The organism is Bacillus sp. FAU20 (assembly GCF_056033865.1).
Map to the genome: position 1 here is coordinate 88,967 of NZ_JBVYHY010000024.1, position 12,972 is coordinate 101,938.

Annotated in this window: 16 protein-coding genes and 1 riboswitch; of the genes, 15 read left to right on the top strand and 1 reads right to left on the bottom strand. The window is 37.0% G+C overall.

The genetic code is table 11. The annotated features are described in order from the left end of the window. Positions 1–5 precede the first annotated feature (5 nt). From AC0OM3_RS20790 to AC0OM3_RS20820, 7 genes are all read left to right on the top strand, one after another. Entirely contained in the window at positions 6–1,178 is a 1,173-nt protein-coding gene (locus tag AC0OM3_RS20790) for an acetyl-CoA C-acetyltransferase (protein WP_001206335.1), read from the top strand. Between the two features lie 226 nt (positions 1,179–1,404). After that, on the top strand, positions 1,405–3,189 hold the full coding sequence (locus tag AC0OM3_RS20795; RefSeq protein ID WP_474212901.1) for an acyl-CoA dehydrogenase family protein: 1,785 nt from the start codon (positions 1,405–1,407) through the stop codon (positions 3,187–3,189). 115 nt (positions 3,190–3,304) lie between these two features. Then, complete coding sequence (locus AC0OM3_RS20800) at positions 3,305–4,024, top strand: MBL fold metallo-hydrolase (RefSeq protein ID WP_046946679.1); 720 nt, start codon at positions 3,305–3,307, stop codon at positions 4,022–4,024. Positions 4,025–4,137: 113 nt separating this feature from the next. Beyond that, positions 4,138–4,323 (top strand): hypothetical protein, encoded by a 186-nt coding sequence (locus AC0OM3_RS20805; RefSeq protein ID WP_001180555.1) that lies wholly within the window; start codon positions 4,138–4,140, stop codon positions 4,321–4,323. A 13-nt stretch (positions 4,324–4,336) separates the two neighbouring features. Beyond that, positions 4,337–4,585 carry a spore coat protein gene (locus AC0OM3_RS20810; RefSeq protein ID WP_001002987.1) on the top strand — a complete coding sequence of 83 codons (249 nt, stop codon included), beginning with the start codon at positions 4,337–4,339 and terminating at the stop codon, positions 4,583–4,585. Positions 4,586–4,831: 246 nt separating this feature from the next. Continuing rightward, complete coding sequence (locus tag AC0OM3_RS20815) at positions 4,832–5,782, top strand: L-lactate dehydrogenase (RefSeq protein WP_000820650.1); 951 nt, start codon at positions 4,832–4,834, stop codon at positions 5,780–5,782. 22 nt (positions 5,783–5,804) lie between these two features. After that, entirely contained in the window at positions 5,805–6,818 is a 1,014-nt protein-coding gene (locus AC0OM3_RS20820; protein WP_000666162.1) for a PTS sugar transporter subunit IIC, read from the top strand. A gap of 65 nt (positions 6,819–6,883) precedes the next feature. Here AC0OM3_RS20820 and AC0OM3_RS20825 read toward each other — a convergent pair whose 3' ends face one another. Beyond that, complete coding sequence (locus AC0OM3_RS20825; RefSeq protein ID WP_474212905.1) at positions 6,884–7,531, bottom strand: phosphatase PAP2 family protein; 648 nt, start codon at positions 7,529–7,531, stop codon at positions 6,884–6,886. A gap of 143 nt (positions 7,532–7,674) precedes the next feature. Here AC0OM3_RS20825 and AC0OM3_RS20830 point away from each other — a divergent pair, with 143 nt between their 5' ends. The 8 genes from AC0OM3_RS20830 (at position 7,675) to AC0OM3_RS20865 (ending at position 12,962) form a co-directional block, all read left to right on the top strand. After that, positions 7,675–8,202, top strand: coding sequence for a hypothetical protein (locus AC0OM3_RS20830; protein ID WP_000826885.1), 528 nt, complete (start codon positions 7,675–7,677; stop codon positions 8,200–8,202). A gap of 412 nt (positions 8,203–8,614) precedes the next feature. Further along, the gene (locus tag AC0OM3_RS20835; RefSeq protein ID WP_000218968.1) at positions 8,615–8,980 is read left to right on the top strand and encodes an arsenate reductase family protein; all 366 of its coding nucleotides are present in this window, start codon (positions 8,615–8,617) and stop codon (positions 8,978–8,980) included. A gap of 41 nt (positions 8,981–9,021) precedes the next feature. After that, positions 9,022–9,405 (top strand): glycine cleavage system protein GcvH, encoded by a 384-nt coding sequence (gene gcvH, locus AC0OM3_RS20840; RefSeq protein ID WP_000026896.1) that lies wholly within the window; start codon positions 9,022–9,024, stop codon positions 9,403–9,405. A gap of 255 nt (positions 9,406–9,660) precedes the next feature. Next, positions 9,661–10,005: a toprim domain-containing protein gene (locus tag AC0OM3_RS20845; protein ID WP_000640870.1), complete on the top strand. Its 345-nt coding sequence runs from the start codon at positions 9,661–9,663 to the stop codon at positions 10,003–10,005. 3 nt (positions 10,006–10,008) lie between these two features. Continuing rightward, a complete protein-coding gene (locus tag AC0OM3_RS20850) occupies positions 10,009–10,317 on the top strand; it encodes a thioredoxin family protein (protein WP_002025020.1) in 309 nt (102 codons plus the stop codon). Positions 10,318–10,469: 152 nt separating this feature from the next. Further along, the gene (locus tag AC0OM3_RS20855; RefSeq protein ID WP_000781210.1) at positions 10,470–10,814 is read left to right on the top strand and encodes a hypothetical protein; all 345 of its coding nucleotides are present in this window, start codon (positions 10,470–10,472) and stop codon (positions 10,812–10,814) included. Between the two features lie 125 nt (positions 10,815–10,939). Further along, a riboswitch (SAM riboswitch) is annotated at positions 10,940–11,047 on the top strand. Positions 11,048–11,278: 231 nt separating this feature from the next. Further along, complete coding sequence (locus tag AC0OM3_RS20860; protein ID WP_089148707.1) at positions 11,279–12,304, top strand: methionine ABC transporter ATP-binding protein; 1,026 nt, start codon at positions 11,279–11,281, stop codon at positions 12,302–12,304. Next, entirely contained in the window at positions 12,297–12,962 is a 666-nt protein-coding gene (locus AC0OM3_RS20865; protein ID WP_000359401.1) for a methionine ABC transporter permease, read from the top strand. The genes AC0OM3_RS20860 and AC0OM3_RS20865 overlap by 8 nt, the downstream gene beginning before the upstream one ends. Positions 12,963–12,972: the final 10 nt, after the last annotated feature.

Genomic DNA, 12,972 nt, shown 5'->3' on the forward strand with positions numbered 1-12,972 from the left:
CGTTCATGAGAGAAGCTGTCATTGTTGCGGGAGCAAGAACACCAATTGGAAAAGCAAAGAGGGGTTCATTAAAAACAGTTCGTCCTGACGATCTAGGGGCGTTAGTAGTAAAGGAAACGTTAAAGCGTGCGAATTATGAAGGACCAATTGACGATTTAATTTTCGGCTGTGCGATGCCAGAAGCAGAGCAAGGTTTAAATATGGCTCGTAATATCGGTGGATTAGCAGGACTTTCTTACGATGTTCCAGCTATTACGATTAACCGTTACTGTTCTTCAGGTTTACAAAGTATCGCTTACGGAGCAGAGCGTATTATGCTTGGTCACTCTGAAGCTGTATTATCAGGTGGAGCGGAATCAATGAGTTTAGTTCCAATGATGGGACACGTTGTTCGTCCGAATAGTCGCCTTGTAGAAGCAGCTCCAGAATATTATATGGGTATGGGACATACAGCAGAGCAAGTTGCTGTGAAATATGGAATTTCTCGTGAAGAGCAAGATGCATTCGCAGTAAGAAGTCATCAACGTGCTGCCAAAGCATTAGCGGCAGGGAACTTTGCTGATGAAACAGTATCTGTAGATGTAACGTTACGTACTGTTGGAGCAAACAACAAATTACAAGAAGAAACAATCACTTTCGCACAAGACGAAGGTGTAAGAGCAGAAACGACATTAGACATCTTAGGTAAATTACGTCCAGCATTTAACGTTCGCGGTTCTGTAACAGCTGGTAACTCTTCACAAATGAGTGATGGTGCAGCATCTGTATTATTGATGGATCGTGAAAAAGCAGTAAGTGATGGTATGAAGCCACTTGCGAAATTCCGTTCATTTGCAGTAGCTGGCGTACCACCAGAAGTAATGGGAATCGGTCCAATCGCTGCAATTCCGAAAGCGTTAAAACTAGCTGGTTTAGAGCTATCTGATATCGGCCTATTCGAACTAAATGAAGCATTCGCTTCACAATCAATCCAAGTTATTCGTGAACTTGGTTTAGATGAAGAAAAAGTAAACGTAAACGGTGGTGCAATCGCACTTGGACATCCACTTGGCTGTACAGGAGCAAAACTAACACTATCTCTTATTCACGAAATGAAACGCCGCAACGAACAATTCGGTATCGTAACAATGTGTATCGGTGGCGGAATGGGAGCAGCGGGAGTATTTGAATTACTATAAAAAAAGTGGAAGCGGCTTGCTCAGAATGTGAGGGGGATGGAGCTTCAGACGAAGAGGCGCTCTTTGCCTCACAGGAAGGGGTGAAACGACCGACTGTTTTAGCCACTGGAACTGGATTATAAAAAAAGAATGGAAGCAACGAAGGTTTATAAAAAATAAAATTGAGAGCCAGCTTCTTTCTTTTTTGAAAGAAGCTGCTCATGAAAATATGAAGGAGGAAATTTTCATGGAAAAAACAGTAGGAAATGCGGTTAAAGGCGGTAGCTTTTTAGTAGATGAGATTACGATTGATCAAGTGTTTACGCCAGAAGATTTTTCATCTGAGCATAAAATGATTGCAAAAACGACAGAGGACTTTATCGTAAATGAAGTTCTTCCAGAGCTTGAATATTTAGAGCAACATGAGTTTGATCGTTCTGTTCGTCTGTTAAAAGAAGCTGGAGAACTTGGTTTATTAGGTGCTGATGTACCAGAAGAGTACGGAGGAATTGGCCTTGATAAAGTAAGCTCAGCGTTAATCGCAGAGAAATTCTCTCGCGCAGGTGGCTTTGCAATTACTCACGGTGCTCACGTAGGTATCGGATCGTTACCAATCGTATTATTCGGTAACGAAGAGCAAAAGAAAAAGTATTTACCATTACTTGCAACTGGTGAGAAATTAGCTGCATACGCATTAACAGAGCCAGGTTCAGGATCTGACGCATTAGGTGCAAAAACAACTGCACGTTTAAATGCAGAAGGTACACATTATGTATTAAATGGTGAAAAACAATGGATTACAAACTCTGCATTCGCTGACGTATTTATCGTGTATGCAAAAATTGATGGAGAGCACTTCTCAGCATTTATCGTAGAGAAAGAATATGCTGGCGTATCTACAAGCCCAGAAGAAAAGAAAATGGGTATTAAATGTTCTTCAACTCGTACGTTAATTTTAGAAGATGCATTAGTACCGAAAGAAAACCTACTTGGTGAAATCGGTAAAGGTCATATTATCGCATTCAACATTTTAAATATCGGCCGTTATAAATTAGGTGTTGGTACAGTTGGATCTGCGAAACGTGCAGTAGAAATTTCAGCACAATATGCAAACCAACGTCAACAGTTCAAGCAACCAATCGCTCGCTTCCCATTAATTCAAGAGAAACTTGCGAATATGGCAGCAAAAACATATGCAGCTGAAAGTTCTGTATATCGTACAGTAGGTTTATTCGAAAGCCGCATGAGCACATTATCTGAAGAAGAAGTAAAAGACGGTAAAGCAGTAGCAGCTTCTATCGCTGAATATGCAATCGAGTGCTCTTTAAATAAAGTATTCGGTTCTGAAGTACTAGATTATACAGTAGATGAAGGTGTTCAAATTCACGGTGGTTACGGATTTATGGCAGAGTACGAGATTGAAAGAATGTACCGCGATTCTCGTATTAACCGTATTTTCGAAGGAACGAATGAAATTAACCGCCTAATCGTACCAGGTACGTTCTTACGTAAAGCGATGAAAGGTGAATTACCACTTCTTCAAAAAGCACAAAAATTACAAGAAGAGTTAATGATGATGATGCCAGAAGAAGTAGGCGATGAGCCATTAGCACTTCAAAAGTATTTAGTAAGTAACGCGAAGAAAATCGGCTTAATGGTAGCTGGATTAGCAGCTCAAAAATACGGTAAAGCATTAGATAAAGAGCAAGAAATTCTTGTGAATATCGCTGACATCGTAAGTAACCTATATGCAATGGAATCAGCTGTTCTTCGTACAGAAAAAGCAATTAAAACAACTGGTCTTGAAAAGAATAAACAAAAAGTGTTATACACTGAAGTATTCTGCCAAGAAGCATTCAACGAAATTGAAGCAGATGCGAAAGAAACACTTATCGCAATTGAAAACGGCGACATGCTGCGCATGATGTTATCATCATTACGTAAATTAACTCGCCACACACCACTTAACGTAATTCCGAAGAAACGTGAAATTGCTGCGAAAATTTTAGAAGATGAGCGTTATACAGTTTAATAGATGAAAGAGAACCAGTAGCCGATTGGCTACTGGTTTTTTATTGCTGAATTCTTGAATAAAGCTGTTTTACATATGTATGTGTAAACAGCTCTTTTTTATGGAGGTAAAGAAGATGAAGGTGATAAGTGTAGGAACAGTTCATCAAATCGCATTTTTACCGCGTCTATTTCCAATTAACTGTTACTTCGTTGAAGAAGAGACAGGATTAACTTTAATTGATGCGGCTTTACCGTTTTGTGCAAAGAAGATTTTACAATCAGCTCGGAAAATAGGAAAACCGATTACGAAAATCGTTATTACACATGCGCATGATGACCATGTAGGAGCGCTTGATGTTATAAAACAAGTGCTGCCGGATGTTCCGGTCTATATTTCAAAAAGAGATGCATGTTTACTTGAAGGAGATAAGGTACTGCAAGAGGGAGAACGAAATACACCAATAAAAGTGGGAGTGTCAAAACAGATAAATACGATTCCAGATATTCTTCTTCAAGAGGGAGATAAAGTTGGTTCTCTTGTAGCGATTGGAGCTCCAGGTCATACACCGGGATCAATGGCGTTTTTAGACACAAGAAATGATGCACTCATTGTTGGAGATGCATTTCAAACGAGAGGAGGATTAGCGGTAGCAGGACAGTTGAAGTGGCTTTTCCCGTTTCCTATGTTTGGTACGTGGGATGCAGAAGTTTCATTAGCAAGCGCGCAGAAATTGCTGGAGTATAAGCCGTCTTTATTGGCGACAGGACATGGGAAAGTGATTGAAAATCCGTTAATACAAATGCAACGGGCGATTGAAGAAGCGGAAAGGAATTTAAGTAGAAAGAGCCTCTAATCGTTTAGAGGCTCTTTTTAGTTAAATGATTATTTAGCAGACTTTTTAATGAATACGATTTGAAAAAAACAGAATACTAAAGAAGAATGAAAGAAGAAAGGTAGGAGTATTCCATGCAAAATTTAACAGAGCTTGAAGTAGAAAATTTACGTCATTTAATCGGTGGACATGCAACAATTATTAACAAGTTGGAGCAGTATGCACAGACGTGTACAGATCCACAACTGAAACAAATGCTACAAAAGGATGCACAAGATGCACGAAATACGAAGCAACAATTAATGACTTTTTTAGGATAGGAGGAAGCGGAACATGAATGAAAAAGATATGGTAAATGATTATTTAGCAGGATTAAATGCAAGTTTAACAAGTTATGCAAATTATATTGCTCAGTCTGATAATGAGCAGTTACATCAAACGTTAATCCAAATTCGTAATCAAGATGAGATGCGCCAACGTAATATGTATGAGTACGCAAAGCAAAAGAGTTATTATAAACCAGCAGCACCTGCGAATCCGATGATTGTGCAGCAATTGAAAAGTCAGTTAAGTGCAGAATAATAGGATGAAAAAACGAGCGAAAATGGATTCGCTCGTTTTATTTTGTTGTATGTCAATAAATATATAATAAATATTTTTCCAGTTGTAACAAATATGACGAAAATGGAATATAACAATTCACAAAAAGGACAAAAACTTTGTTCAATATTTCACAAAGTATCCATGGTTTCTATCGTGATAACCTCTATAATTAAGAGTGTAAAGAACAAAAGAAATAGATTATATGATCACTTAGGAGAGATTGCTATGAAAAGGCATACAAGAAAAATTGCAATTATCGGTACTGGATTAGTTGGATCAAGTTGTGCGTATTCTATTGTGAATCAAGGCATTTGCGAAGAGCTATTATTAATTGATATAAATCATGAACGTGCAGTTGGGGAAGCAATGGATTTATCACATTGCATTAACTTTACAAATACAAGAACAAAAGTATATGCAGGAAGCTATGAAGACTGCAAAGATATGGACATTGTTATTATTACTGCAGGGCCAGCACCAAAACCTGGACAAAGTCGCTTAGATACTTTAGGAGCAAGTGCAAAGATTATGGAAAGTGTTGTTGGTGGCGTAATGGAAAGTGGATTTGATGGTATTTTCTTACTCGCATCGAACCCAGTTGATATTATTACATATGAAGTATGGAAATTATCTGGATTACCTAGAAATCGTGTGATCGGTACAGGTACATCATTAGATTCTTCTCGCTTAAGAACAATTTTATCTGAAATGTTACATGTAGACCCTCGTAGTATTCATGGGTATTCATTGGGAGAACATGGTGATTCTCAAATGGTTGCTTGGTCTCACGTAACTGTTGGTGGAAAGCCAATTCTGCAAATTTTAGAAGAACAAAAAGAACGATTTGGTGAAATAGATTTAGATGAAATTGTTGAGAAGACTGCGAAAGCTGGATGGGAAATTTATAAGCGAAAAGGAACTACTTATTACGGAATCGGAAATTCTCTAGCATATATTGCGAGTTCAATCTTTAATGATGATCACCGTGTCATTGCTGTATCAGCCATTTTAGATGGTGAGTATGGTGAATATGATATTTGTACAGGAGTACCAGCTATTATTACTAGAGACGGTATAAGAGAAGTTGTAGAACTCAATTTAACAGAGGATGAAGAATCTCGATTCGCAAAATCAAACGATATTTTACGTGATTATATGAAAACAATTGGTTACTAACTTATAGAAGAAGGTGAAACAAATGAAGGAATATATAATGTCTCGTGTATTTAAAGCATCTGCTGGAATCGCACAAGGTATTTTCGTATCCCTCGGAATTGGTTTACTGATCGAAAATATAGGAAGAATTGTTGATATACCATTACTTATTACAATCGGAGTTGTTGCAAAATCACTTATGGCACCAGCAATTGGTGCCGGGATTGCTTTTATGCTCGGTGCAAATGGCCTTGTAATCTTCTCGGCTATGGTGGCTGGAGCAATTGGTGCCGGATCCATTTCAATTACTGAAGCAGGTCTAATTATTAAAACAGGTGAGCCAATCGGTGCTTTATTAACAGCAACTTTAGCTGTATATATTGGTAAACGTTTAAGCGGAAAAACTGCTTTAGATATGATGCTCGTTCCATTTGCGGCAATATTAGGCTCTGGTTTAGTTGGTATTTGGTTAGCTCATAATATTACTCCTGTTTTAAATGCAGTTGGAGCGTTCATTAAAGATAGCTCGGCTGGTAGCCCGTTTATCGCTTCTATCGTCATTGCAGTAGTTTGGGGACTATTACTTATCTCTCCAGCTTCATCAGCTGCGTTAGCAATTGCACTTAGCTTAGACGGTGTTGCAGGTGGTGCTGCTCTTGCCGGATGCGTCGCTCAGTTTATCGGATTCTCTGTCATCTCAGCGAAAGAAAACAATTTAGGTGGCATATTAGCTCAAGCACTTTGTACTCCGAAAGTACAGTTGCCAAATATCACTAAAAATCCAATGATTCTCGTTCCAACTGTCGTCGCCAGTGCTATAGTCGGTCCAGTATCCGCATTAATTTTCCAACTGGAAGCAGGAAAGGAAATTGCAGGTCTTGGATTAAGTTCTCTTATCGCACCAATTAATTTAATTTCCAGCCAAGGATGGGGAGTTCTCCCAGCGATGGTAATTACTTATATCGTTATTCCAGTAGCTGTTTCTTATATACTTTACATTGCTCTTAAAAAAGCAGGTCGTATTCATTCTGGTGATATGACTGTACCGCAATCTTAAATTGAAAATCTCCTTAATAATAGATAAAAGCAGACTGAGAAGCCACAGTCTGCTTTTTTGTCATGTTACATTCTATGATTTTGTTTTACTGGAACTCTTATTGGTTCTTTCGCCAATAAGAGTTGAACGTCGAAGTAAAGTATGCTTGCAAGCGTCATTCCAGAAACGGCATCTACAAAGGCATGCTGCTTCGTAAATAACGTTGATAAAATAATAAGTGTACCGAAGAAAGTAAGGATGTAATATTCAAAAGCATGTTGCTCTCTACGCTTAAAGGCAGCTAACATAATTACAAATGTAGTAAGAACGTGAATGCTAGGGAAACAGTTTACCGGTTGATCGATACTATAAATATAGCGAACTAGTTCAGAAAATACATCTGTTCCAACGACAGTCGGACGCGGTACAGTTGTTTGCCAAAAATAATAAATAGAAAAACAAGCAAGCTTTCCAAAAATAACACTACTTAAAGTGACATAATATTGCTTTCGGTCAGCAAAGCAGTAATAAATAAGTGCGCCGTATAAGTATGGAAACCAAAGTAAATAAGGAATAATAAATGCTTTTACAAATGGAATCCAATCATCTACTACAGTTGTAACGTCTACTGCGTGAACAGTCGATTTATTTAATACGTCGTAAAGGGGACTTACGAGTACAAGTAGAAGTATATAACTTAACGGAAGAAAAGATGAAAGTTTAAATTTCTTCATGTTGATCTCCTATGTTTAGTAATGTAAGTAAATTCAATTGATTATAATATAGAAACGTGAATTGGGCTATCGATTTTACTTACATTTTCTTGAATTAACCTTACGTTTTTGTCACTTGACTAAAAAGAAGGGGAGGGTGCTATATGAAGCGTTTATCGTATTTCTTATTTTTTATATTGATATGCCTAGTCAGTGCTGGGTGTGCAAAGGATAAAGAAGGAGAGAAATTAGAATATAACGGAAGAGCACTCGTAATTGGAGTTGTTGGAGAAAAGCCGAAAGATACGTTTAGGAATGTAAAGTTTGAGGAAATGAAGTTAGAGGCACTGGAAAAGAAATCTAAGGAAGTGGATGGTTTTCTAATAATGAAAGATCACTTTCAAGAAGCCTCAACAGAGCAGTACAAAAATGTATTTTCATCGCTAAAGAAACCAGTGTTTTTTATCGGTTTACAAGATAAATCATATTCAATTTTTATTACAAAAGGGACAGAGTATAACAGTGCACGAAAAGATGTAAATGTGATGTATACGCAAGGTTTTGCAAATATCGGAAGTGGTGAAGGGCAACAATGGGCAATTGGTTTATCTAATGGAGGAAATACAGAAGAAAGTATTCATAATATGTATATCGTCGTATTTCAAACCATCGCAGATTATTTGAATAGATGATGAGGGAGCCTGTAAACGAGGCTTCTTATTTTTTTAAATAAACGTTTGTTTAAGCTGTATGTTCGGTAGGAAGAAACCGATGTAACTTAAGGGTTAAGAAAGAAAAATGGAGAATTAATCAAACGTTTGTTTAAGCTGTATGTTCGGTAGGAAGAAACCGATGCAGCTCAAGGCGTAAGAAAGAAAAATGGGGAATTAATCAAACGCTTGTTTAAGATATATGTTTGGTGCAGAATCTAAAAAAATTTATATATTTATTTTTTTCTTAACAAATGGCGGAAAAATAAGAAAAATTCGCAGGATTATTAAAAATTATCACGAAATAAGTAAAAGTTTAGCGAATAATGGTTTGAAATAATAAAACGTTTTCTATATGATAAAGGTAAAGGTTAGTAAAAAAGTAGGTGAATTTATGACAGTAACATTTTATTCATATCCAAAGTGTGGCACATGTCAAAAGGCAAAGAAATGGTTTGAGGCAAACGATGTAGCATATGAGATGATTCATATTGTTGAAAATCCACCATCAAAAGAAGATTTACGTAATTTACATGAAAAAAGTGAATTACCCTTAAAAAAATTCTTTAATACAAGTGGAATGCGTTACCGTGAACTTGGTCTGAAAGATAAGTTGAAAGATGCAAGCGAAGACGAAATGTACGAGCTTTTAGCATCTGATGGCATGTTGATTAAACGTCCAATTGTAACAGATGGAACGAATGTAACACTTGGTTTTAACGAAGAGCAGTTTGAAAGTGTGTGGAAAAAGTACCAATAAGGTATTTTTACATAATTAATACATTCACTGGAGGTACAGTCATGAGCATTCCAAATAATTTACGTTACTCTGAAGAACACGAATGGGTAAAAACTGAAGGTAATGAAGTTGTTATCGGTATCACTCACTTTGCACAAGGTGAGCTAGGCGATATCGTATTCGTTGAACTTCCTGAAGTAGGTGCAACAATCGAAGCTGACGAGCCATTCGGAAGCGTAGAATCTGTTAAAACAGTTTCTGAGTTATACGCACCTGTAAGCGGTAAAGTTGTAGCAGTAAACGAAGAATTAAGTGACCAACCAGAACTTGTTAACGAATCTCCATACGAGGGTGCATGGATGGTTAAAGTTGAACTTTCTGATGCAAGCCAAGTTGAGAAGTTATTAACTGCAGAAAAATATGCAGAAATGACAAATCAAGACTAATTTAGTCGACTAAAGGACAGCCTTTGTGCTGTCTTTTTTTATTTTGTGTGAAATAATGAAAGTCAAGTTATATGTAAATAAATAAGCTATTATGAGAAAAACTGTTTTGTGGTAAGGTTTCATAAGTCTTCACAATCTGAACGAGCCGCTTACGCTTTTCTTTTGCAAAAATAAACAGGAAACAACATGAAAATAACGAATATACTATATACTAAGTTCAAGGTTATATAGTATATGGTGATCGGGTGATGACATATGATTTATGTAGAAAAAGTCATTATTGTAGAAGGTACATCAGATAGAAGAAAGATTGAATCTATTATTCGTGAACCGGTGGAAATTGTTTGTACAAATGGTACAATTGGTTTGTCGAAAATGGATGAGCTCGTTGATCAGTTTTTTGATAAGGAAGTGTATGTGCTAGTGGATGCTGATGATGCTGGAGAAAAGTTAAGGAAACAATTTCGAAAAGAATTTCCGCAAGCCGAGCATATCTATATTGATCGCTCGTACCGAGAAGTGGCAACTGCGCCATCTACACACTTAGCAAATGTATTATGGGGAGCCGACATTGACGTTTATACAGAATATTTACGGTAAGGAATGATAGAAGTGATTGATTGGACAGGAGCCGAAGCTACAGCCCTAATAGAGAACGAAGAAAAAACAGTATTATATGTATATACTCCAATGTGTGGAACATGCCAATTAGCAAAAAAGATGTTAACAGTCGTTGAGATGACAATTGAAGGCCTCAAAATTGGGATGTTAGATTTAAATTATGCTCCGCATTTAGCGAAAGAGTATGGGATTGAAAGTGTACCTTGTTTACTTGTTTTTGAAAATGGGACACTGATGAAGAAGATATACGCATTTCATTCGGTTGAATATTTATATACGGAATTAAAGTAGGCGGCAAAATTTTTGCCGCCTCGACATATTTCTTGGGAAATATGTCGAGATGCAGGGTGGATACAGTATTTGTCGAGCGAAAATAACAGGATTGCTCTTTAGTGAGAGGGAATGGTATGTAATAGAAAGTGATATGAAGGATGTGATTTAAGGTGAAATTATATTCTTTGCTTCAATCATTTGTAAATTACGCTAATGGTCAATATCATTTAGAGCCGCTTTTAAGAAAAGAAGAAAAAACTGTTAATTTCCGCTTTGGAGATGAAAGTTGTTCGTTACAAATTTCAAGAGATTATATAGAACTGCTACATGAGGAAATAGGGACGGAGCAAATTGTTTGTGTAGATGAAGAAGATGTAAAACAATTGGTAAACGGCAATGTACGATTGCAAATGTTAATGAACGATGGACGTGTACAATATTCGGGAACGTATCGAACGATGCTATTAGTCGAATCGATGTTTCATATATGTAAACCGATGTCAGTAGGTGCTTAAAATTCTGAAGGTTCATTTTTTACGAAAATTTCTGTTGACATGGTGTTTAGATATTGATACAATTCAATTCATAAAATATAGACAATTTCATAAATTACAAATCAGACGAAAATTGAATCTGATTTCTCTTATCAAGAGAGGTGGAGGGACTGTGCCCTGTGAAGCCCGGCAACCGTCAACTTATGTTGAAATGGTGCCAATTCCTGCAAAGCAAATGCTTTGAGAGATGAGAGAGAGGGATAATGTTGTTATATACGCACATAAACCTTTCTGCTTCTCTAAAGCAGAAAGGTTTTTTTATTGTTTGAATGTGGAGGACATTCAAATAATAAAGATAGTGATAACGGTGGACTACGCGCATTAAACATAAAAAATTGCGGAGTCAATCCAAAATCTTTATGAAATCTAGCTTCAGCGGCTAGAACAGTCGCTTGCGCTTTTTATTTAAAAAAGGGGTGAACATCATGATTCTATTAGAGAATGTAAAGAAAATATATAAGGCGAAAAGCGGTGATGTCACTGCTGTAGATAACGCCAATTTAAAAATAGAAAAAGGCGAAATATTTGGTGTTATCGGATATAGCGGCGCTGGAAAAAGTTCTTTAATTAGATTGTTTAATCAGTTAGAGAAACCGACTTCTGGCCAAATTACAATTGCCAATCGTGTTATATCAGCAATTACAGGAAGTGAACTTCGTAAGGCAAGGCAAGAAATCGGAATGATTTTTCAGCACTTTAACTTACTTTGGTCACGAACTGTACGTGAAAATATAGAGTTTCCACTTGAAATTGCAGGTGTTGATAAAGCGAAGAGAAGAAAACGTGTTGATGAATTAATTCATCTTGTTGGATTAGAAGGGAGAGGAGACGCGTACCCATCTCAGCTAAGCGGAGGACAAAAGCAACGCGTCGGGATTGCAAGAGCTTTAGCTAACAATCCACAAGTGCTTTTATGTGATGAAGCAACGTCAGCTCTTGATCCAGAAACGACAGATCAAATTTTGGATTTACTATTAGACATTAATAAGCGCCTTGGTTTAACAATTGTACTCATTACACATGAGATGCACGTGATTCGAAAGATATGTAACCGAGTGGCGGTAATGGAGAGAGGAAAGATTGTAGAAACAGGTCCAGTACTTGATGTATTCCGTAATCCGAAGCAAGATATTACGAAACGATTTGTACAGCAGTTAACAGATTCTGAAGATACAAATGAAACGATTGAAAGTTTAATTGAAAAATATCCAGATGGAAAAGTAATTCGTTTGCAATTTATCGGTGAGGCTGTAGAAAGACCAGTGCTTCAACGATTAATGCAACGCAGTGATATAGAAGTTAGCATTTTGCAAGGGAATATCGCACAAACGAATAACGGTTCTTACGGTAGTTTAGTTGTTCATTTAAATGGTGAGGAAATAGCGATCCAGCAAGCAATAGAAGGAATTCATCAAGATCAAGTAGAGCTGGAGGTGATTGCACATGGATAAGTTACTCGCAAATGTTGATTGGAATCAAATGTTAGAAGCAACTGGTGAAACGTTATATATGACGGCAATCGCAGCTCTTGCGACATTTGTTTTAGGACTAATTTTAGGATTGTTACTCTTCATGACAGCGAAAGATAATTTATGGGAAAACAAATCAATTAATACGGTGATTGGAGCATTCGTAAATATATTCCGTTCTATACCATTCATCATTTTAATTATTTTATTAATCCCATTCACAAAGATTCTTCTTGGAACAATTCTTGGAGCAAGTGCAGCATTGCCAGCTTTAATTATTGGAGCGGCACCATTCTACGCGAGAATGGTTGAAATCGCACTTCGCGAAATTGATAAAGGTGTAATTGAAGCTTCAAAAGCAATGGGAGCGAAAACAAGCACAATTATTTTGAAAGTGTTAATTCCAGAATCGTTACCAGCATTAGTATCTGGTATTACTGTTACGACAATTGCTTTAGTAGGCTATACAGCAATGGCGGGAGTTGTTGGTGCTGGTGGCCTTGGAACACTTGCTTACTTAGAAGGATTCCAAAGAGGGAATAACGATGTAACAATCGTTGCGACAATTTGTGTATTACTAGTTGTATTTTTAATTCAGTGGATTGGTGATAGTTTAACGACTCGAATAGATAAACGGTAATAAAAAACGG